The organism is Streptomyces sp. NPDC034084 (assembly GCF_055575535.1).
Genome location: NZ_JBVISK010000008.1, coordinates 239,667 through 260,461, shown reverse-complemented (window position 1 = coordinate 260,461; position 20,795 = coordinate 239,667). Strand labels below are relative to the sequence as shown.

19 protein-coding genes are annotated in these 20,795 nt (G+C 72.0%); 2 read left to right on the top strand and 17 right to left on the bottom strand.

What is annotated here, in order from left to right; genetic code table 11:
* Positions 1 to 44: 44 nt before the first annotated feature.
* The 14 genes from mfd to ACZ51I_RS27860 form a co-directional block, all read right to left on the bottom strand.
* A complete protein-coding gene (gene mfd, locus ACZ51I_RS27925; protein ID WP_468881096.1) occupies positions 45 to 3,575 on the bottom strand; it encodes a transcription-repair coupling factor in 3,531 nt (1,176 codons plus the stop codon).
* A gap of 220 nt (positions 3,576 to 3,795) precedes the next feature.
* On the bottom strand, positions 3,796 to 4,089 hold the full coding sequence (locus ACZ51I_RS27920) for a hypothetical protein (RefSeq protein WP_468881094.1): 294 nt from the start codon (positions 4,087 to 4,089) through the stop codon (positions 3,796 to 3,798).
* Positions 4,086 to 6,311: a prolyl oligopeptidase family serine peptidase gene (locus ACZ51I_RS27915; protein ID WP_468881092.1), complete on the bottom strand. Its 2,226-nt coding sequence runs from the start codon at positions 6,309 to 6,311 to the stop codon at positions 4,086 to 4,088. Before ACZ51I_RS27915 ends, ACZ51I_RS27920 begins: the two co-directional genes overlap by 4 nt.
* 3 nt (positions 6,312 to 6,314) lie before the next feature.
* Positions 6,315 to 7,232, bottom strand: coding sequence for a hypothetical protein (locus tag ACZ51I_RS27910; RefSeq protein WP_468881090.1), 918 nt, complete (start codon positions 7,230 to 7,232; stop codon positions 6,315 to 6,317).
* Positions 7,229 to 7,834: a flavoprotein gene (locus tag ACZ51I_RS27905; RefSeq protein WP_468881088.1), complete on the bottom strand. Its 606-nt coding sequence runs from the start codon at positions 7,832 to 7,834 to the stop codon at positions 7,229 to 7,231. Before ACZ51I_RS27905 ends, ACZ51I_RS27910 begins: the two co-directional genes overlap by 4 nt.
* The gene (locus tag ACZ51I_RS27900; RefSeq protein WP_468881086.1) at positions 7,831 to 8,793 is read right to left on the bottom strand and encodes an LLM class flavin-dependent oxidoreductase; all 963 of its coding nucleotides are present in this window, start codon (positions 8,791 to 8,793) and stop codon (positions 7,831 to 7,833) included. Before ACZ51I_RS27900 ends, ACZ51I_RS27905 begins: the two co-directional genes overlap by 4 nt.
* Before the next feature lie 114 nt (positions 8,794 to 8,907).
* Positions 8,908 to 9,051 (bottom strand): hypothetical protein, encoded by a 144-nt coding sequence (locus ACZ51I_RS27895; RefSeq protein ID WP_468881084.1) that lies wholly within the window; start codon positions 9,049 to 9,051, stop codon positions 8,908 to 8,910.
* Between the two features lie 143 nt (positions 9,052 to 9,194).
* Positions 9,195 to 10,265, bottom strand: a complete 1,071-nt coding sequence (locus ACZ51I_RS27890; protein WP_468881081.1) for a T3SS effector HopA1 family protein — start codon at positions 10,263 to 10,265, stop codon at positions 9,195 to 9,197.
* A complete protein-coding gene (gene lxmK, locus ACZ51I_RS27885) occupies positions 10,262 to 11,371 on the bottom strand; it encodes a class V lanthionine synthetase subunit LxmK (protein ID WP_468881078.1) in 1,110 nt (369 codons plus the stop codon). The genes ACZ51I_RS27890 and lxmK overlap by 4 nt, the downstream gene beginning before the upstream one ends.
* Before the next feature lie 59 nt (positions 11,372 to 11,430).
* The gene (locus tag ACZ51I_RS27880; protein ID WP_468881076.1) at positions 11,431 to 12,075 is read right to left on the bottom strand and encodes a hypothetical protein; all 645 of its coding nucleotides are present in this window, start codon (positions 12,073 to 12,075) and stop codon (positions 11,431 to 11,433) included.
* Entirely contained in the window at positions 12,065 to 12,604 is a 540-nt protein-coding gene (locus ACZ51I_RS27875; RefSeq protein ID WP_468881074.1) for a helix-turn-helix domain-containing protein, read from the bottom strand. The genes ACZ51I_RS27880 and ACZ51I_RS27875 overlap by 11 nt, the downstream gene beginning before the upstream one ends.
* A gap of 30 nt (positions 12,605 to 12,634) precedes the next feature.
* Positions 12,635 to 12,949, bottom strand: coding sequence for a hypothetical protein (locus tag ACZ51I_RS27870; protein WP_468881071.1), 315 nt, complete (start codon positions 12,947 to 12,949; stop codon positions 12,635 to 12,637).
* A gap of 527 nt (positions 12,950 to 13,476) precedes the next feature.
* A complete protein-coding gene (locus tag ACZ51I_RS27865; RefSeq protein WP_468881068.1) occupies positions 13,477 to 16,059 on the bottom strand; it encodes an ABC transporter permease in 2,583 nt (860 codons plus the stop codon).
* Positions 16,056 to 16,844, bottom strand: a complete 789-nt coding sequence (locus tag ACZ51I_RS27860; RefSeq protein WP_468881065.1) for an ABC transporter ATP-binding protein — start codon at positions 16,842 to 16,844, stop codon at positions 16,056 to 16,058. The genes ACZ51I_RS27865 and ACZ51I_RS27860 overlap by 4 nt, the downstream gene beginning before the upstream one ends.
* 192 nt (positions 16,845 to 17,036) lie before the next feature.
* Between ACZ51I_RS27860 and ACZ51I_RS27855 the strand changes: the two genes are divergently transcribed.
* Positions 17,037 to 18,542, top strand: a complete 1,506-nt coding sequence (locus ACZ51I_RS27855; RefSeq protein ID WP_468881063.1) for an MFS transporter — start codon at positions 17,037 to 17,039, stop codon at positions 18,540 to 18,542.
* Positions 18,543 to 18,564: 22 nt separating this feature from the next.
* Here the strand turns inward: ACZ51I_RS27855 and ACZ51I_RS27850 are convergent, their stop codons facing one another.
* Entirely contained in the window at positions 18,565 to 18,753 is a 189-nt protein-coding gene (locus ACZ51I_RS27850) for a DUF397 domain-containing protein (RefSeq protein ID WP_468881061.1), read from the bottom strand.
* On the bottom strand, positions 18,750 to 19,598 hold the full coding sequence (locus ACZ51I_RS27845; protein WP_468881059.1) for a helix-turn-helix domain-containing protein: 849 nt from the start codon (positions 19,596 to 19,598) through the stop codon (positions 18,750 to 18,752). Before ACZ51I_RS27845 ends, ACZ51I_RS27850 begins: the two co-directional genes overlap by 4 nt.
* 103 nt (positions 19,599 to 19,701) lie before the next feature.
* Here ACZ51I_RS27845 and ACZ51I_RS27840 point away from each other — a divergent pair, with 103 nt between their 5' ends.
* Positions 19,702 to 20,184, top strand: coding sequence for an ATP-binding protein (locus ACZ51I_RS27840; RefSeq protein WP_468881056.1), 483 nt, complete (start codon positions 19,702 to 19,704; stop codon positions 20,182 to 20,184).
* A 9-nt stretch (positions 20,185 to 20,193) separates the two neighbouring features.
* Here ACZ51I_RS27840 and ACZ51I_RS27835 read toward each other — a convergent pair whose 3' ends face one another.
* Positions 20,194 to 20,352: an FG-GAP repeat protein gene (locus ACZ51I_RS27835; protein ID WP_468881053.1), complete on the bottom strand. Its 159-nt coding sequence runs from the start codon at positions 20,350 to 20,352 to the stop codon at positions 20,194 to 20,196.
* Between the last annotated feature and the right edge of the window lie 443 nt (positions 20,353 to 20,795).

Below are 20,795 nucleotides of genomic sequence, written 5' to 3'. Positions count from 1 at the left end.
ACGCCATGGTGCGGCGCCCCGGACAGGGGCGCCGCACCCCCACGTCACCCCCCGAGGATCGTCGTCAGGAACTCCCCCGTCCACGCGAGGAGTTCACGGCCCACCACCGGCTTCCCGCCGATCTTCCCGGCCGTCGGGCGCGGCACCAGGATCTGGTGGACGGCCGGCTTGATGACCGTGCGCGGGTGGAGGCGCTTCAGCCTCAGTTCCTGCGACTCGCGCAACTCCACCGGCGCGAAGCGGATGTTGGAGCCCTGGAGGACGATCTCGCCGACTCCGCACGCGCGCGCCAGCATCCGCAGGCCCGCGACGAGCAGCAGGTTCTCCACGGGCTCGGGCAGCTTGCCGTACCGGTCGGTGAGCTCCTCGCGTACGGCCCTGATGTCCTCCTCCGAGTTCGCGGAGGCGATCGAGCGGTAGGCCTGGAGCCGCAGCCGCTCCCCCGGCGCGTAGTCGTGCGGCATGTGGGCGTCGACCGGGAGCTCGATCTTGACCTCCAGGGGCGCCTCCTCCTCGGCCCCGCCCTCCATCTGCGCCCGGTAGTCCGCGACCGCCTCGCCGACCATCCGTACGTACAGGTCGAAGCCGACACCCGCGATGTGACCGGACTGCTCGCCGCCGAGCAGATTGCCCGCGCCGCGGATCTCCAGGTCCTTCATGGCGACGTACATGCCGGCGCCCATCTCGGTGTGCTGGGCGATCGTCGCCAGCCGCTCGTGCGCGGTCTCCGTGAGCGGCTTCTCCGGCGGGTACAGGAAGTACGCGTAGCCCCGCTCGCGGCCACGGCCGACGCGGCCGCGCAGCTGATGGAGCTGCGACAACCCGAAGTTGTCACCGCGCTCGACGATCAGGGTGTTGGCGTTGGAGATGTCGATGCCGGACTCGACGATCGTCGTCGACACGAGCACGTCGAACTTCTTCTCCCAGAAGTCGACGACGACCTGCTCGAGGGCCTGCTCCGACATCTGGCCGTGGGCGGTCGCGATCCGTGCCTCGGGGACGATCTCGCGGAGCCGGGCGGCCGCCCGGTCGATCGAGTCGACCCGGTTGTGGATGTAGAACACCTGGCCCTCGCGGAGCAGCTCGCGGCGGATCGCCGCGCCGATCTGCTTCTCCTCGTACGGCCCGACGAAGGTGAGGACCGGGTGCCGCTCCTCCGGAGGGGTCGTGATCGTCGACATCTCGCGGATGCCGGTGACCGCCATCTCGAGCGTACGGGGGATGGGGGTGGCGGACATCGTCAGGACGTCGACGTTCGCCCGGAGCTTCTTCAGCTGCTCCTTGTGCTCGACGCCGAAACGCTGCTCCTCGTCGACGATGACCAGACCCAGGTCCTTGAACTTCGTCTCGGAGGAGAAGAGGCGGTGGGTGCCGATGACGATGTCGACCGAGCCCTCCCGCAGCCCCTCCAGGGTGGCCTTCGACTCGGTCTCCGTCTGGAACCGGGACAGCGCCCGCACCTTCACGGGGAACTGCGAGTACCGCTCGGAGAAGGTCCCGAAGTGCTGCTGCACGAGCAGCGTCGTCGGAACGAGGACCGCGACCTGCTTGCCGTCCTGGACGGCCTTGAAGGCCGCCCGTACCGCGATCTCCGTCTTGCCGTAGCCGACGTCACCGCAGATCAGACGGTCCATGGGGACCGTCTTCTCCATGTCCTCCTTCACCTCGGCGATGGTGGACAGCTGGTCGGGCGTCTCCACGTACGGGAAGGCGTCCTCCAGCTCCCGCTGCCACGGGGTGTCCGGGCCGAAGGCGTGGCCGGGGGCCGCCATCCGCGCCGAGTACAGCTTGATCAGATCGGCCGCGATCTCCTTCACGGCCTTCTTCGCGCGCTGCTTCGTCTTCGTCCAGTCCGCGCCGCCGAGCCGGTGCAGGGTCGGCGCCTCGCCGCCCACGTACTTGGTGACCTGCTCCAGCTGGTCGGTCGGGATGTACAGCCGGTCGCCGGGCTGGCCGCGCTTCGCGGGCGCGTACTCGACGAGGAGGTACTCGCGGGTCGCGCCCTGCACGGTCCGCTGGACCATCTCGAGGTACCGGCCGACACCGTGCTGCTCGTGCACGATGTAGTCGCCGACCTCCAGGGTCAGCGGGTCGATCGTCTTGCGCCGCTTGGCCGGCATCCGCTGGCCGTCCTTGCCGGCCGCCTTCTGGCCGGACAGGTCGGTCTCGGTGAGCACGGCCAGCTTGAGCGCCGGGTCGACGAAGCCGTAGTCGATGGAGCCGCAGGCCACGTGGACGACGGACGGGGCGATCTCCGCGAGGTCGGCGTCGAGGCGGGCGGCGATGCCCTCGCCGCCGAGGACCTCGACCGTACGGGACGCGGGGCCGTGGGCCTCCGTCACGTACACCGTGCGCCAGCCGTCGGCCAGCCAGCCCTTGGTGTCGGCGAGCGCGCGGGCGGTGTCGCCGCGGTACGACTCGGGGGCGTGCATGCCGAGGGTCAGGGTGTCCCCCGACACGACCTCGTCGGCCGCGAACGGCGACACCGACCACCAGGCCATGTCCAGCTCGCGCGCCCGGTCCCGTACGTCCGCGATCCCCCACAGGGAGGCCGCGCCGACGTCGATCGGCGCCTCGCCGCCGCCGGCCGTCGCCGCCCAGGACGCCTGGAGGAACTCCTGGCTCGTGGCGACCAGGTCCGCGGCCCGGGTCCGCACCCGCTCCGGGTCGCAGACGACGGCCATGGAGCCCTTGGGCAGCACGTCGAGCAGCAGCTCCATCTCGTCGACGAGGACCGGCGCGAGGGACTCCATGCCCTCGACCGCGATCCCCTCCGCGATCTTGTTCAGGAGTTCGCCCAGCTCGGGGTGGGCCTCGGCGAGCGCCGCCGCCCGCTGCCGCACGTCCTCGGTGAGCAGCAGTTCCCGGCAGGGCGGCGCCCACAGACCGTGCTCGGCGACCTCCAGGGAGCGCTGGTCGGCGACCTTGAAGTACCGGATCTCCTCGACGTCGTCGCCCCAGAACTCGATCCGGAGCGGGTGCTCCTCGGTCGGCGGGAAGACGTCCAGGATGCCGCCGCGCACGGCGAACTCGCCGCGCTTCTCGACCAGCTCCACCCGGGAGTACGCGGCGGCCGCGAGGCCCTCGACGACCTCGTTCAGGTCCGCCGTGTCACCGCTCCTCAGCGCCACCGGCTCCAGGTCGCCGAGGCCCTTGACCTGCGGCTGGAGTACGGAGCGGATCGGGGCGACGACGACGCTGACCGGGCCGGCGGCGGGGTCGTCGTCGCGGGGGTGCGCGAGGCGGCGCAGCACGGCGAGCCGGCGGCCGACGGTGTCGGAGCGGGGCGAGAGCCGCTCGTGCGGCAGGGTCTCCCAGGAGGGGTACTCGACGACCGTGTCCGGGTCGATGAGGGACCGCAGCGCGGCGGCGAGGTCCTCGGCCTCCCGGCCGGTCGCGGTCACCGCGAGCACCGTCCGGCCCGAGTCCCGGGCGAGCGCGGCCACGGCGAAGGGCCGCGCGGCCGCGGGCCCGATCAGGTCCACACGCGGCCGGTTCCCGTCGGCGGCGGCCTTCACCGCCTCGGCGAGGGCCGCGTCCTTGACGACGACATCGAGCAGACCGTGCAGGCTCATGAACTTCCATCCCGGGTTCGTACGACGGGTCGGGCAACGCGAACAGCCCGACACGTCGAACGGGCCGGGTGGTCCCGGGCGCGTACGGCCCGGTCGCCCCCAGCCTACGACGTGGCACCGACACGCGCCGGAAGGAAGGGAGCCACTCGGGAGGGCGACCGGCGGTGCCCGCGGCGGGGGCGGCCCGGCACGTGCCGGCCGCGCCCCGCCGCCGGGCCCGTCACTTCTTCACGTACAGCTCCTGGACGACCGAGAAGGGCAGGTCCTGGTGGCAGATGTACGCGCTCCACCGGCCGGCCGCGACGCCGTCCTTGCCGGCGGTCTGGCAGGCGGCGCTTCCGAAGAAGGAGCCCTGGTGGGTGTAGCCGGCCGGCGGAAGCCAGGCGTCCGCGGTGGAGGCGGCACGCTCCTGGACCGGGGCGGCGGCGACGGCCGGCGAGGTCCCGAGAAGGAGGGCGGCCGCCGCGGCGAGGAGCGCGGCGGGAACGGAGGTGCGCGGAAGCGGGCGGGTCATGTCGGGTCCTTCTTTCCGTAGGGGCTGGGGTGAGGACAGGAGTGGTCAGGTTCGCCGGGGCCGTACCGCCTCCCGCGCACCCGCGCCGGACCGTCGTCGTGTCCCGGCGACGCCCCGAGCGGCAGTCCGGCCTGCCAGGCCGCGAAGGCCAGCTGGTCGACGAGCAGGTCCACCACGAGGCTCATCGAGCGTGCCCCGTGGCCCGCGCCGGGTTCGCGCCGCAGCAGCACGATCCCGTTGTCACGGGCGACCGGAGGGCTACCGGCCGCGTGCTGGAGTGCGGCGCACATCTTCCGGGCGTGCAGCGGGTCCACGATCCCGTCTCCTTCGGAGACGCTGAACAGCACCGCGGGGTAGACCTCGTCATCGGTGACGTGGTGGTACGGCGAGTAGCCCATGAGCCATCCGAGCTCCTCCTCCACCGCGGCCGAGCCGTATTCGGCGGTCCAGGAGGGCCCGAGCCCGGAACGCTCGTACCGGGCCATGTCCAGGACGGGGGCTCCGCAGAGCACCGCCCGGTAGAGGTGGGGGCGCTGGGTGAGCGCCGCGCCGACCAGCAGCCCGCCGTTCGACTCACCGCTGATGACCAGCTGTGCGCTGGTGGTCCAGCCGCCGTCGACGAGGCATTCGGCCGCGGCGTGGAAGTCGTCGACGGACTTCTGCTTGTTCGCCCCGGCGCCCGCGGCGTGCCACTGCGCTCCGCCCTCGTCACCGCCGCGGACATGGGCCACGGCGTAGACGCCGCCGGCTTTGACCCAGGCGAGGATCTCCGGGTTGTAGACCGGGGCCGGGGAGAGCGCGAAGCCGCCGTAGCCGTAGAGGATCGTGGGCAGCGGTCCGGGTCGTGTGTGCGGGGCGAGGACGGTGACGCGGATCCGGGTCCCGTCCGGCGAGGTGGCGTGCAGCTGGTGCACGGCGCCCGGGGGCCCGGAGGGGGTGGCGCTCCGTCCCGGCGGCGCGGCCCAGAGGGTACGGGTGCGGGTGCGGGCGTTCCAGTGGAAGACGGTCGGCGGCGTGAACGGGTCGGTGTAGGTGAACCAGGCCTCGTCTCCCCGGCCGCGTATCTCGCCGACGAGTCCGTGGCCGGGGAGTTCGACGCGGTCGACGGGTTCGCCCGTGGCCAGGTCGTGGACGGTGATCTCGCTGAAGGTGTGGCGGGTCCGCCCCGCCAGGACGAGAGGGCGCGCCAGCTTCGGGCTGTCGAGGACCGCGACGTGGTCGAGGCGTGCCTCGGGGTCCTGGGGCAGGACGTCCCGCCACGGGCCGGACTCCGGGGTGTCGAGGTCGACGGCGGCGAGCCTGCCCCGGGGGGCGTCGAGGTCGGTGTGCAGGTACAGCCGTCCGTCGTGGCCGGCGAAGGGCCGGGTGTGGGCGGGGGCGTGTCCCCGCACGGGGGTGAATTCGGGGCGGCGGGGGTCGCCGGCGGTGAGGTCGGCCAGCCACACCTCGTTGTGGCGTACGGCTCCGACGGCCGCGGTCACGAGGAGCCTGCGGCCGTCCGAGGTGACCGTGACGCCGTAGGAGGTCGCCTTGTGACGGTCGGCGCCGAAGACGACGGAGTCCTCGGTGTCGGGGTCGGTGCCGACATGGTGGAGGCAGACCCTCCGGTGGTAGTACGCCTCCCCCTCGGGCACGGCGGACCCGGGGAGGCTGCGCACGTAGTAGAAGGCGTCACCGCCGGGCAGCCATGCGACGGGAGAGTGGCGGCACCGGGTGATGGGCCCGTCGACCACGGAGCCCGACGCGGTGTCGAGCACGTAGAGACGGCTGTCGGAATCGCCTTCGACGGAGACCTGGTAGGCGAGTCGGTCGCCCGTCCCGTCCGGCTGCCAGCTGTCCAGTGTCGTGCGTCCCGTGGGGTCCAGGTCGACGGGATCGATGAGGAGGCGGGGGGTGCCGTCGCCGTCGGCCAGGTAGAGGGCGGCGTGTTCCTGCTGCGGCTCGCGCTTCATGAAGAAGTGGCGGGTGCCGCGCCAGACGGGCGGGCCGGTCACGCCCACCGAGATCAGTTCGTTCAGGTGGGCGCGGAGGCGGTCCCGTCCGGGCAGGGAGTCGAGCGCGGCGTGCCTGAGGCCGTCCTGCGCGGTGAGCCAGGTGCGGGTGTCCTCGCTGTCGGGGTCTTCCAGCCACCGGTACGGATCGGCGACCGCGTGGCCGAACAGGTTCTCCACCAGGTCCTGGCGTCGGGCGGCGGGGTAGGCGAGGGGGGTGTCGGCAGGCACTTCTCAGCCCTTTCCGTGTTCGTCCACCAGGTGAGCGAGGTCTGTGGCGCAGCGGCGTATCTCGGCGTCGTCCCACCGCACGAAGACACAGAAGTCGTGCAGGTGGAGGAGGTTCTTGAGGGTGGCCGCACGGTGGGTCAGGGGCTCGGGCGGCTGTCCGTAGCCTTCGAGGAAGCGTGCGGCGAGGGCGTCCCCGTCGGGAGGGCGATGCGCCGGCGGCAGGCGCGCCGACACGGCCTGGAGTTCATGGAGTTCGCCCAGGACCCAGCCGACGTCCTGGTGCCGGCTGCCGCGGCCCAGCTCCTCCCCGGTGAGCAGGGCGGCGGACTCGTCGGACGTGGAGGGTACGAGGAGTCCCAGGCTCGGGTTTCCGTGCAGCAGCACCTGGGGTTCGGCATGCAGGGCGTCCAGCCATGAGGTGAGCAGCCGCCACCGGGCGGCGCCGAGGTCGTGCCGGAGACGGGTGTGCAGCACGGCCGGAGGGCCGGGTCGCGGGCTGTCCAGCCAGTCGGACAGTCGCAGCCAGGTCAGGGGCGCGTCGGGGGCGGTGTCCGCGACTGCCGGCGGTACGGCGTGCAGGGACCGGAGCAGCCGTCCGAGCTGTTGCAGCAACGAGCCGACCTTCGCGTGGACTTGGGGATCGCCCGAGAAGAGGAGATCCGCGGTGGACACCGGTCCCGGAGTCGCGTAGCGCAGGGCCGCACCGTGGGCCCGGGGCGGGACGAAGCGGGCGCCGGGGAGTGCGGGGGCGAGGGCCGCGAGAACGGTGAGGAGGGCCGGGTGCGGGGGCCGGAACGGTTGGGTCCGCTTCTCGCCGGCGCTGCGGGTCCACGTGGTCCGTCCGTTCGGGGACCGTGTGATCTCGGTCTGGACGTGCCCACTGCCGTAGCGCTCGATGACGGTGTCGGGCGAGGGGGTCATGGTGCCGTGCTCCCACCGGTCCGGGCGCGGAGTTCCTCGATCAGCGGCAGCAAGGTGGTGAGCGGCGCGGCCGTGGAGGCTTCCATGCGTCCGCTGGTGACGCTGCGGCCGGGCTCCGGGGCGGCGACGACGACGTTGGGACGGTCCTCGAGCGCGGCCAGGTGGGCGCGGAAGGCGTGGCTCTCGTATCCGCCCGGCGGCAGCGCGGGGGCGATGCCGATCGGTGCGGTGGTGCACTGCAGAGCCAGCATGGCCGGGGTGTCGGCGAGTCCCGTCGCGAAGCGGCTGACGAAGTGGAAGGTGGCGGGGTACACGGCTATGGCGTCGGCCCACTGGCCGAGCTGGACATGGGGAGCGGCGACCTCGGGCTCGGTGGGCCAGACGTCGTGGAGCACGGGCCGTCCCCCGATCGCGGTGAGGGCCGCGGGAGAGACGAACCGGCCGGCCTGCCGGGTGAGCAGGACCTTCGTCTCGGTCTCCGGGTAGGTCTCGCGCAGCCAGCCGAGCCAGCCGGGCAGGGAGGAGACGCCCAGGGCTCCGGTGCCGATGACCAGGAGGCGCCGGGCGGAGAACACCGGGGCCTGTGCCGGCTGTCCCGTCATCGGTGGCTCGCTTCCAGGGAGGGGTCCTCTGCCCGGACGGCTCGGGCGACGGCGCCCAGTGCGGCCAGGGACGCGTCGGTTCCGTTCACGGCGTGGAGGCCGATCGTGCTGAGGACGACTTCGTCCGCCCCCGCGGCGTAGTAGGCGCGCACGGTGCGGAGGATCTCCGTGACACTGCCCACGGCGACGGTTCCGCTCTCGATGAGCCGCCCGGCCGTGGCGAGGAGGTCGTCGGGGTTCACGTCGATCCCGGCGAGCCCGAGCATGGCCTGGTAGTGCGGGGCCCGGAGGTGGGCGTGGGTGGCGGCCAGGATGACGCGTGCGTGGTCGCGCCGGGGGGCGTCGAGGGAGACATGGACGACGGCGGTCACCCGCGGCCGGGGCCGCTGCGCGCGTTCCGCGCCGCGGGCGAGTGCGGGCACCAGGGTCTCGGCCAGGTAACTCGGGGGCGTCAGCCAGGTGATGGCGACGTCGGCGATCTCACCGGCGAGCTCGGCCATCCTCGGCCTGAGCACCCCGAGACCGACCTCGACCGGCGGGGTGGCCAGCGGGGGCAGAGCACCGTGCATCTCGTAGTGGTCCCCGGCCACGTCCACCGTTTCACCGGCCAGCAGGCGCCGCACGATCGTCGTGTACTCGCGTACCGCGCCGAGCGGGCCGGCGTAGGGGCGGCCGCGCAGCGCCTGGACGAACGGCTGCGGTCCGGTGCCCAGTCCGGCGACGAAGGGGTGCCCGCTCAGAGCCGCCAGCGACCGTGCCTGGAGAGCGGCCTGGAAGGGGTGCCTGAGCGGCAGCAGCGTCACGCTGGTGCCGAAGGGGACGCGGGCGCCGGCGCCGGCGGCGTGGGCGAGGGCCGTGTGCGGCTCGAGCAGGAGGGACTGTCCGGTCCACAGGCGTTCGGCGAAGCCCTCCTTGATCAGGTCGGTGAAGGGAAGTACCTGATTCCCTTCGGTCGGCATGAAAGGAAGGAGGATGGAAATCGTCATACCCTGACCTAATGAAGGGGTATTGCGGGTGGCCGTGTCCGGCCGGCAGTCGCGACTGCCGGCCGGACACGAAAGAGGCGGGCTTGTTCAGCAGCCCCACTTGATGCTGGCGACGACGCTCAGGGAGACGATCGTCTGCGGCGAGGGAGCCTCGTCGGTGGCGACCTCGGCGGCCATCTCGTTCACGTCGGCGTAGGTGTCGAAGCCGGCGGCCAGTTCGATCTCGTTCATGATGAACTCCTCAAAGGATTCGATTCCGAAAACCCGGCACCGCCCGGTCGGGACGTCCTCCGTGAACGCCCTGGCCGATTGGTCCCTGCGGCGAGATCGAACCTAGGGCTGCGCCATTCGGACGCGGAAGATCCTTTTGATGATCAATTGTACGGAGCCCGCCTTTCATCAACTCCGGCCGCTTTCCCGGGGTTCGTCGCCGCGTCGTCCTCGTTCCAGGGGAAACGAGGGGACGACAGGTTGCGGGCGGGGGCGGACGGATCGATTCCCGCTTCGACGAGGGCCTCTCGTACGCGCTCCGCACGCGTCCGCCCGTCCGGTCGCACCACGTGATCGACCAGCCCCGAGGCCAGCGCCCGGGACCGGTGCTCGCCCAGGCTCGTGTGGCGCATCCCGGGCCGGGCGTCGTCCGGCTCCCACGCCACGGCCACCCCGGCGGCCAGCGGCATGGTGAAAGGAGAGGCGCCGGCCTCCAGACCGGTGACCCCCGCGACGGCGCCGACGAGGGCCGCGAGCAGCTCCCGGTCCAGTCCGTTCAGGTACACCACCACGCCATCGCGCCGCGGCAGCGCCGCGCTCGACGACGTCGCCTTGGCCCGGAAGGCGACGCCCCGCTCTTCCAGGCATTCCAGGGCCCGGCGCCAGGCCTCGACCGTGGCCTCGGCCGTCCCGACGTGCAGGTACACCCGGAGCACCTGGGACTCGGGCGGAAGCGGAAGCGACCCGTCGACGAGGAAGAACCCCGGAGAGAGCATGGGGCGGACGGCCGAGACCCGCACGTGTGCCCGCTGCCCGTCGTCGCTGGTGGACACGAGCCGGTCCGGACTCAGGCGGACGCGGACACCGCTCAGTCCGACGACGACCGGACCGCCCTCCCCGGCGGACAGCACCGGTGCCTGGTACGAGGTGTACCGGTGGGGCACGACCCGGGCCAGCAGGGCTTCGAGATCCCGCTCGGAGGCGGTGGCCGCCTTCCGCTCGGTGTCGGTCTCCGGCCTGCCCACGTGGACGACCTGGTAGAGGGCGGTGGCCAGGTGGCCGACGAGCGTCCGGGAGGTGGGCGCGGTCACCGTCCTCGCCCCCACCGTGGCCGTGAGACCGTCCGCCGCCACGTGCACCGTATCCAGTACGTCCAGGAGCCGGCCGGACAACCGCGGAGCCGGCCCCTCCCCCACGCGACCGTCCGTGCGCGGGAATGCGGCCAGGTCGCTCATACGACGTCCTCCGTGAGTCCGAGTGTCAGGACGAACTTCTCCGGCGTGATCAGCGCCGTTCTCCCGATACCGGCGGCCGCGCGCGGCAGGGCCGCCAGTCGTGGCGCCGTCCGCGCGCCCGCGAGCAGCCGGTCGAGGAGGTGCCACCCGGCGAACGCCACCACCCGCGCCGCCAGGGCGCCGGCCTCGGGCCGCCGCTCCAGGTAACCGCCCCAGAACGCCCGGATGCTCGGCCGCGCCACCCGGATGCCGGACGTGACCTGCGCCAGCATCCGTTCACGCGAGGGCGCCACCCCGTGGTCGGCGCCCTCGGTGGTCGTGGCGGCGTCCAGTACCGCGCGGTGCAGCAGGTCACCGACGACACCGCCGAGGTCACGGGCCGCGTCGCCCGCCTGGAACTCCTCCAGGTCGGTGAGGTGGGCCCGCCCGCCGGACATGAGGAACTGGTCCAGGCGCAGATCGCAGTGGGCGGCGACCGGTTCGGCCTGCCGCTCCCTTTCAAGGAGCTGCCGCAGGGCGTCCGCCAGCGGGGTGTCGTTCTGCAACAGGTTCCACACCTGGAGCTCCGCCGCCGACGACGCCTCGAACAGGGCCATCGGAATGCCGTCGAGGAGTTCGGTGGAGGGGAGCAGCGGTGTCTTCCCGGCGGTCTGGCGAAGCCGGTCGACCGGCAGGCTGTGGAGATCCCCGACCGTTCTGCCCAGGGTGCGGGCGAGCTCGTCCGTCAGTTCATGGTTCTTGACCAGTTCGGCCGCGGTCACGGCGTCCTCGACCAGTTCGAACACCATGAGCCGCGCGTCGGGGTCGGAGCCCAGGACGCGCGGCGAGGAGAGCCGCGGTTCCGGACACTCCCGTACGAGGCTCTCGAAGGCCAGGCACTGCCGGATGCGGGTCGCGACCACGTCCGGCGGGCCTTCGAGCCTCTTGACGAAGACGCCCCGGCCGGTGTCCGTCGTACCGCTGACGTTGGTGTTGCGGCCGGGCAGGGACCTGCGGCCGGGCTGCCCGTCGAGCGTCCCCAGCCCCAGACGTACGAGGAAGTCGTTCACCTCCTGGAATCCCGCGTCCTCCGCGGCCGGTAGTGGCGCTGCGGGAGTGGTACTCATGCTTCTCAGCCCTTCCTGTCCCGCACGGCTCTCGCCGGGCGGGCCGTGTCGCGTGACCGTCATGACCGGGCGCTCCCGCTCATCGCGCTCCTGATGAGTTCGACGGCTTTCGCCGGCTGGTCGGCGCTGAAGTGGACGCGGCGGGCCATGACCGGGTCGCCCTTGCGGAGGTGCACCCGGAGCGGTTCGGCGAGTTCGAGGGTCAGGTTCGTGGCGCTGCTGACCGAACACGCCACGGCGTCGTCCTGGTCCAGCGGACGGCGCAGGCCGTGACTGGGGCTCATGCCGTGGGCGCTGCGCACGGTCCGGATTTGATTGATCGGAATGACAAGTGAGCGGAAGGGGCCGGTGCGCAGGTGCAGCGTCCGCTCGTCGACCAGGTGGGGGGCGCGTGCGGTCATCGCGCAGAACCCGACGGTCAGGACGACCGTGGAGACCACCCAGACGAGGTGCAGAGGGCGGTACGTCGCGGGCACGATCGCGTCCACGACGACACTGGTGACGAGATCGGCCGCCGCCACCGCCCAGATGACCATCCGGGAATCGGCGGAGTGCGCGATGGCGTGGTGGGCGCCGTGCAGTGCGACCGGCTTGCGCGTCAGCCAGTGGGCGAGATCGCGGAGCATGTCCGTGAGCCAGCCGACCGCCGACCGCCGGGGCGGCGCGCCGGCCTCGACGCCGCCGCGCATGTCGTCACGCGCCATGAGCGGCCCTCTTCACCCGCAGGCCCGTGGCCAGGGCCCAGCTGCCCGCCACCAGGGCGAACACGATCTCGGGTTTCCTCAGGGCCGACCCGGCCAGGCTTGCCATCTCCCCGTAGCCCGTTCTGGGACGGCGTCCGGAACGGTCGGACGCCGTGGACGCCGTCGCACGGGCGACGGGCCGGGTGGCCGGCGCCGTGCCGACGCGACCACGGGATGTCCGCTCGACGCGCGCCCCCCGTGGCGCCTCACACGCGGAGTCGGTCGACAGCTCGGCCGCGGTGCGCCTCCAGTACTTCTCCCAGCTCTCGACGTCCCCCTCACAGGCGGAGACGTACGAGAGGGTCACGTCGAGGCTGGGCAGGGCGACACCGCGGGCGGCTTCGGACAATGACGTCCCCGAGTAGTTGGCCCTGCTGGCGAGCGCACGGTACGAGGGGCTGCCCGCCGCCCTCCGCAGCTCGCGCAGATCATGGGCGAAGCGCTGCAAGGGGCCGTCGGCCGGGTTGATCGGTATTTCCGGGCGTCCCATCTTCTTCTCCAAAATCCTTGTAGGGGGTTGTCAGAGAGGGTGCGAGGCGCGGAAGCCGGGTCCGGCCCGCGCGCCGCACGGCGCCGGGCGGACGAGACCGCCGGCGCCGATGAGGGTGAGGAGGACCAGGGCGCCGGCCACCGGCAGCGCGGTGGACGACGAACTCGGCGGGGCCGGAACGGTGTTCGGCGAGATCACGACCGCGCGGGATCCCACCGTCGCGGTCGCCGCGCCGCCGGCGGGCAGCCGGCCGCCCACGCGTACGGCCGTGAGCGGACACAGCGATGCCCGGGTGGAGAGGTGGAACCGCTCAGAACCGCTCCGGGGAGTCGTTAAGGCGGTCATGTACGAGGCTCCCGGCGCAACCGGGTCCGTACGCCCCTCGGTGCGGCGCCCGCGCATGGCGAGGCCCCCGCGAGCGGGTCGGCCGGGAAATCACCGCTTCGCGGCGTGTCCCCGGTCAGCGGGCGGCGTTCCGCCCGCATGTCATGCGCTTTCACGCGTTCAAGCCTCTTGTCGCTTTCCGCGACAGGGCATTGCCATCCGTAACAGATCTTCGTTCCCCCCGCACGGTCGGCCCATGACATGCGTCATGGGCCAGTGCGTCCTCTGTCGATGACAGAACTCGGTGGTCAGCCGAGTTGACGCAGGTACATGACAGAGTCGCCGTGTCGTACGCCTGTCGTCCGGCATCTTATGATGCGAACCCGAAGCGTCAACAAACCAATAAATTCTTCTATTTCACGGCCTCCGGGGGGCCAAATCGGTTTACGTTCCGCGCGATTCTTTGATATGGCGCCGGAACTACCCGCGTTCGGGCAGCGGTACGGCCCTGACGCGGTCTCACGTCAGGGCCGTACCATCGCCGGGGGTCACTCGCTCGCGATCGCCCCCAGCACGTTCATCCGGCCCGCGCGGAACGCGGGGACCAGCGCCGCGAAGAGCCCCACGAAGGCCGAGCCGACGAAGACCGTCAGGATCGTCGGCCAGGGGATCTCCAGGACCCCGAGGCCTTCGAGCGCCAGGAGCTTCTGCGCCGCCGTGCCCCAGCCCAGGCCCAGACCGAGACCGAGGAGCGCGCCGAAGAGGGCGATGACCACGGACTCGAGGCGGATCATGCGGCGCAGCTGCCGGCGGGAGAGGCCGATGGCCCGCATGAGGCCGATCTCGCGGGTCCGCTCCACCACGGAGAGGGCGAGGGTGTTCACGACGCCCAGGACGGCGACGACGATCGCCAGGGCGAGGAGCCCGTACACGATGTTGAGCAGCTGCCCGACCTGGTTCCGCAACTCCTCCTTGTAGTCGGCCTGGTTGCTCACCTTGTACTGCGGGTACGGCACGAGCGCGTCCTTGAGGGCCTGGTACGCCTGGGTCTCCTGGCCGTCCTTGGCGCTCGCCAGGACGAGCAGGCTGTGCGGCACCCGGTCGGCGGGCAGGTGGCGGGCGAGGGTGGTGATGTTGATGTACATCGCGCCCTTGTCGACCTGGCCGACGTCCGCCGTGATCGCCGCGACCTTCAGCTTCGCCGTGTCGCCGCCCTTGAAGGCGACGGTCAGGACGTCCCCGACCTTCACGCGGTGCTCGGTGGCGTAGTCGCTGCCCACGGACATCGCGCCCTCGCCGTACGCGTCGGGGAGGCTGCCGGCGGTGGTCTCGCGGCGCAGGTCCTTCACGTACGTCGGGTCGGTGGCGGCCAGGCCGGCCTGGGCGACCTTGCCGCGCGGGTCGGTGACCTCGGCGTCGACCCACTTGTACGCGGTGACGTGGTCCAGGCCCGGGGCCTTCGCCAGGGCGGCCTGCGCCTGCGGCACGATCGGCTGCCCGGTGCCGGACCGCACGATGAAGTCGGCGCCGACGGAGCGGTCCAGTTCCTCGGTGGCCGAGGCGACCATCGAGGAGCCGACCACCGAGAGGCCGGCGACGAGCGCGAGGCCGATCATGAGGGCGGCGGCGGTGGCGCCGGTGCGGCGCGGGTTGCGGAGGGCGTTGCGCTCGGCCATCCGGCCGACCGGGCCGAAGATCCGCAGGACGACGACGCCGAGGGCGCGGACGACCCCGCCGGCGAGCAGCGGTCCGACGACGACGAAGCCGAGGAGGGAGAGGACGACGCCGAGGCCCAGCCAGAGGGCGCCGGGTCCGGCCTCGTCGGCGCGGGCCGCCGCGACCAGGGCGGCCGCCCCGGCAGCGGTGAGTACGATCCCGATCCCGCCGCGTACGCGTCCCGCCCTGCCGTCGGCGGGGGTGCCCGCGTCACGGAGGGCCGCCATCGGGGAGACCTTGCCGGCCCGGCGGGCCGGGATGTACGCGGCGAGGACGGTGACGACGACGCCGAGGACGAGACCCACGGCGGGGGTCGTCCACGCCACGGTGAGGTCGCGGGTGGAGAGCTCCATGCCCATCGACGACATGAGCTTCATGAGCCCGACGGCGAGGCCGACACCCGCGGCGACACCGGCGACCGAGCCGACGACGCCGAGGAGCAGCGCCTCGACGAGGACGGAACGGTTCACCTGCTTGCGGCTCGAACCGATGGCCCGCATGAGCCCGATCTCGCGGGTGCGCTGCGCGACCAGCATGGAGAAGGTGTTGACGATGAGGAAGATGCCGACGAGGAGGGCGATCCCGGCGAAGCCGAGCATCGCGTACTTCATGACGTCGAGGAAGCCGGCGATGTCCTCACGGCCCGCGTCGGCGACCTCGGCGGCGGTCTTGAGCTTGTACTTCGCGGCGTCGGCGCCCAGGGCGGCGGCCACGTCCGCCTTGAGGGCGTCGTCGCCGACACCGGGCTCGGCGTCGACCATGACCTGGGTGAACGCATCCTGCTTGCCGAGGAGTTCGCGCTGCGCGGTGGCGGTGTCGAAGTAGACGACGGTGGCACCGGGGTTGGTGACCTTGAACTCGACGATGCCGGAGATCCTCGCGGTGAAGTCACCGGTGACGGCGATGGTCCGCAGGGTGTCGCCGATCTTCAGGTGGTGCTTCTCGGCGGTGCCGGAGTCGACGACGACGTCGGTGGGTCCGCGCGGTTCGTGGCCGGAGGCCAGCTCGACCGAACGCAGCTCGTACGGACTCCAGTTGACGGCGATGGTCGGCGCGCCGCCGGTCGGGCCGACGTTCTTGTTCCTCGCGTCGACGACGGTCACGCTCAGGGAGGTGACCGAGCCCTGCGCGTCCTTGACGCCCTGGACCTTCCTGACCCGCTCGACGAGCGAGGCGGGGAGGGACTCGGGGCGGCCGTTCTGCGGGATCTCGTCGTCGGCCGCCGCGCCCTTCGGGCTGACGGTGACGTCGGAGGCGGTCGACGCGAAGAGCTTGTCGAACGTCGTGTTCATCGTGTCGGTGAAGACGAGCGTCCCACTGACGAAGGCGACGGAGAGCAGCACGGCGACGGCCGACAGCGCCATCCGGCCCTTGTGCGCGAAGAAGTTGCGCAGCGAGGTCTTGAGGACGGTCATGACGTCCGCCCGCGCGCGTCGAAGTCCTTCATCCTGTCGAGCACGGCCTCGGCGGTGGGCCGCTCCATCTCGTCCACGATCCGCCCGTCGGCGAGGTAGAGCACCCGGTCCGCGTAGGAGGCGGCGACGGGGTCGTGGGTGACCATGACGATCGTCTGCCCCAGCTCGTCGACGGACGCGCGGAGGAAGCCGAGGACCTCGGCGCCGGCCCGCGAGTCGAGGTTTCCGGTCGGCTCGTCGCCGAAGATGATCTCGGGCCGGGCGGCGAGCGCGCGGGCCACGGCGACCCGCTGCTGCTGACCGCCGGAGAGCTGGTTGGGCCGGTGCTTGAGCCGGTCGGAGAGCCCGACGGTGTCGACGACGCGCCGCAGCCACTCGGCGTCCGGCTTGCGCCCGGCGATGTCCATCGGCAGCGTGATGTTCTCCAGGGCGTTCAGGGTGGGCAGCAGGTTGAACGCCTGGAAGATGAAGCCGATCCGGTCCCGGCGGAGCCGGGTGAGCTTCTTGTCCTTGAGGCCGGTGATCTCGGTCTCGTCGAGGAAGATCTGCCCACTGGTGACGGTGTCGAGCCCGGCGAGGCAGTGCATCAGGGTCGACTTGCCGGATCCCGAAGGGCCCATGATCGCGGTGAACCGGCCGCGGACGATGTCCACGTCGACGGAGTCCAGCGCGACGACCCGGGTCTCCCCGGAGCCGTACGCCTTGACGACCTGACGAGCCCGCGCGGCGACGGCCGTACGTCCTCCAGTACCCCCGTGCCTGGGGATGGTCACAGCCGAAGTCACGGTTCTCTCCTTGGAGCGGTGGGTGGTTTGTAGGTTCAAGTTAAGAACCGGGAACGGCGCTTCACCTCCTCCGCCGGTACGAACGACCCCTGGCCCGCATGGGGGAGAGGCCCCTAGGGGTTTCTCCACCCCGGGGTCGAGTGAGACCCTGACCGCGCACATTTAGGTGTACGAAGAAAGGAAGGGCGCGCGGTGACAGAGCCGTCGACGACACGGGCCGAACCCGCCCCGGTGACCGCCCCCGCCCGCCGGGGGCCCGTCGTCGCCGCGCTCATGCTCGCCATGGGACTCGCCGCCCTCGACGGGACGATCGTGTCCACCGCCGTCCCCCAGATCGTCGGCGACCTCGGCGGACTCTCCGTCTTCTCCTGGCTGTTCTCCGGCTACCTGCTCGCCGTCACCGTCACCCTGCCCGTGTACGGGAAGCTCAGCGACACCTTCGGCCGCAAGCCGGTCCTCATCGCCGGCACCGTCCTCTTCCTCGTCGGCTCCGTGCTCTGCGCCGCCGCCTGGAACATGGGCTCCCTGATCGCCTTCCGCGTCGTCCAGGGCCTCGGCGGCGGCGCCCTCCAGGGCACCGTCCAGACCATCGCCGCCGACCTCTACCCGCTGAGGGAACGCCCGAAGATCCAGGCGAAGCTGTCCTCCGTGTGGGCCGGCTCGTCCGTCGCGGGACCGGCCGTCGGCGGGCTCCTCGCCGGTTACGCCGACTGGCGCTGGATCTTCCTCATCAACCTGCCCGTCGGCCTGGTCGCCCTCTGGCTGATCGGCCGCCACCTGACGGAACCCGCCCGCACGGCCCCCCGCGCGCGCGTACGCGTCGACTGGGCCGGGGCGCTCGCGATCTTCGCCACCGGAGCCGTCCTCATCACCGCGCTCGTCCAGGGCGGCGTCGCCTGGCCCTGGCTCTCCGCCCCGTCCCTCGGGCTCCTCGGCGCAGCCGCCGCCCTAGCCGCCCTGACCGTCGTCATCGAGCGGCGCGCGGCCGAACCGATCATCCCCGGCTGGGTCTGGCGCCGCCGCACGATCGCCGCCGTCAACCTCTCCCTCGGGGCCCTCGGCCTGCTCATGGTCGCCCCGACGGTCTTCCTGCCCACGTACGCCCAGTCCGTCCTCGGCCTCGGCCCGATCGCCGCCGGCTTCGTCCTGTCCTCATGGACCCTGAGCTGGCCCCTCACGGCCGCGCTCTCCAACCGCGTCTACACCCGCATCGGCTTCCGCCTCACCGCGATCCTGGGCATCTCGGGCGCGCTGCTCCTGCTGCTGGCGTTCCCGCTCCTGCCGTTCCCGGGCGAACCCTGGCAGCCGGCCCTCCTGATGTTGCTGCTCGGCGGGGCCCTCGGCCTGTTCCAGCTGCCGCTGATCGTCGGCGTGCAGTCGACCGTCCCGTACGGGGAACGCGGCACGACGACCGCGTCCGTCCTCTTCTGCCGCCAGGTCGGCCAGAGCGTCGGCGCCGCGCTCTTCGGCGCCGTCGCCAACGGCGTCCTCGCCGCCCGCCTCGGCGCCGACACGGACCTCGACGCCCTGGCCCGCTCCCTCGACGCCACCGACGACATCCGCCGCGCGGTCGACGCGGCGGTGGACCGGGTCTACCTGGGCGCGGCGGCAGCGGCGGCCCTCGCCCTCCTGGCCCTCCTCACCCTGGCACCCCGCCGCTTCCCGGTCCTCGAGGAAGCGGCGGGGGACAAGGATTGACCGCGTACAAAGCCCGGTTGTACTACTCCGCCGAGGCAAGCCCGACGAACCCGGCCCAGGCCTCGGGCGAGACTCGGAGGCCCGGCCGGGCCACGTCCTTGGAGTCCCGGATGTGAACGGTTCCCGCGCCGGCCGCGACCTCGACGCACTGGCCGCCTTCACCACCGCTGTAGCTGCTCTTGAACCAGGCGAGGGATTCCGTGCTGTTCATAGCTCTCCCAACAACTTCTCGATGAACTCCATTGACTCCCGCGGGGTGAGAGCCTGCGACCGGATGATCCCATAGCGGGCCGCGGCGAGAACGGCCTGTTTGGGGTCGGTCTCCAGGGCGCTGGTGCCCTGGACCTCGGTGTAGACGAACCTCTTCCCGTCCTCACGGGTGACGACGGTGAACGGCCCGTCCCCACCCGCGTTCTCCGCGCAGTCGAGCGGCATGACCTGGAGCTCGACGTTCCTCCTCTGACCGATGAGGAGCAGCTGTTCCAACTGTCCGCGCAGCACCTCTCTGCCGCCGAACTTCCGCCGCAGCACCGATTCGCACATGACGAAGCTCAGCAACGGCGCGGGCCGCCGCTCGAAGATGTCCTGCCGAGCGACACGTGCGGTCACTCTCTGCTCGATGGTCTCCGCGTCGAGCGGCGGACGCCGATTGCCCACCATCGTCCGCATGTACTCCTCGGTCTGCAGCAGACCGTTGACCACCAGCGTGTCGTACGCCAGCAGCTCTATCGCCTGCTTCTCCAGCTGCGCCATCCCCTGGAAGAACGCCGGGTACTGCGCCTTCTCCAGCTGCTCCTTCCAGACGGTCAGCAGCTTGCCCGCGTCGAGTACCTCATCCGCGCGGTCGATCGCTCGCGGCGGCGGGATCCTGCGGCCCTGTTCGAACGAGGCGATGGTGGAAGCTGAGTAGCCCAGGCGCCTGCCCAACTCCTCGCGCTCCATTCCCGCGCGCACCCGCAGCGTCTTCAGGCTCTGCCCGAACGCCGCCACCACACCCTGGCCGGACTTGTCCGCCGCCACGGGCTCCGGTGTCGCGCCCGCCTGCTCTTCCGTCATCGCGCCCTGCCCCTCGTACCGGCACCGACACCCCGCGTACAAGACAGTTGCGTCAGTGCGTCACCACTGGTCACGCTACGCCACCAAGAGGAGCGTGGGAGGCATGACGAGCAACAACGACAGCCTCACCGACACCACCCAACCCCCGGGTGTCTCGCCTTACTTGGGGAGCAGGGTCTTCGCCCTGCGGTTCACCTCGACCCCCCGGGGGGCCAGGCTCGCCCGCCGGCTTGTCGCCGTCCGGCTGGACGAGTGGGGCGTGCCGTACGGGACCGGGGCCCACGACACCGTCGTGCTGGTCGCGGCCGAGCTGGCGGCGAACGCGGTGCGGCACGGACATGTGCCGGGGCGGGACTTCCGGCTGCTGCTGCGGGTGACGGAGGGGGACCGGCCGGTGGCGCGGATCGAGGTGACCGACACCCGCGCGGAGCGCGTACCGCCCCGCCCCGGCCCCCTTCCGGAGCCGGAACTCGCGGAAGGGGGCCGGGGACTGTTGCTCGTCGAAGCACTCACGGACCGCTGGGGCTGGTGCCCGAGGCCCGGGGCGCCGGGGAAGACGGTCTGGGCGGAGTGCGCCCTCACGTGAGGGGCGGGGCTAGAAGGCGCGCTCCCCTGCGTCGGCGCCCATCCCGGAGCCGGGCTTGAGGGGGGCCTTCCAGTTCCCCGTACCGGCGAAGAAGGTGGCCCCGGCGATCAGGTCGGCGTGCCCGTCGCCGTTGGCGTCCCCGACACCCGATGAGATCGGTGAAGCCACCCCAGCCGCCGCCGATCCGCGTGCGTGCCGCGAAGGTGCCGTCGCCCTTCCCGAGGTAAAGCCAGAGCACACCGGCCTTGTCCCGGGCGACGAGGTCACCGGCGGGGCCTCTGGCGAGGTTCCCGACGGCGGCGACCTCGTTGTAGACGCCCCAGCCGCCGCCGAGGCGTTTGCGCGCGGAGAAGGGGGTGGTGCTGTTCCCGGTGCCGGGGTAGAGCCACAGGACGCCGGACCTGTCGGTGGCGAGGAGGTCGGGGCGGCCGTCGCCGGTGACGTCGCTGCCGGCCGCGAGCCGGTCGTACGTCTGCCAGCCGCCACGATGCAGGTCCGGGCGGAGAGAAGCCTGTCCCGGTCGCCGGTGCCCTGGTAGAGCCAGAGGACGCCGGGGCCGTCCCGGGCGAGGATGTCGGGCGCGGTCGTGCCCGCGATGTTCCCGGCGCTTT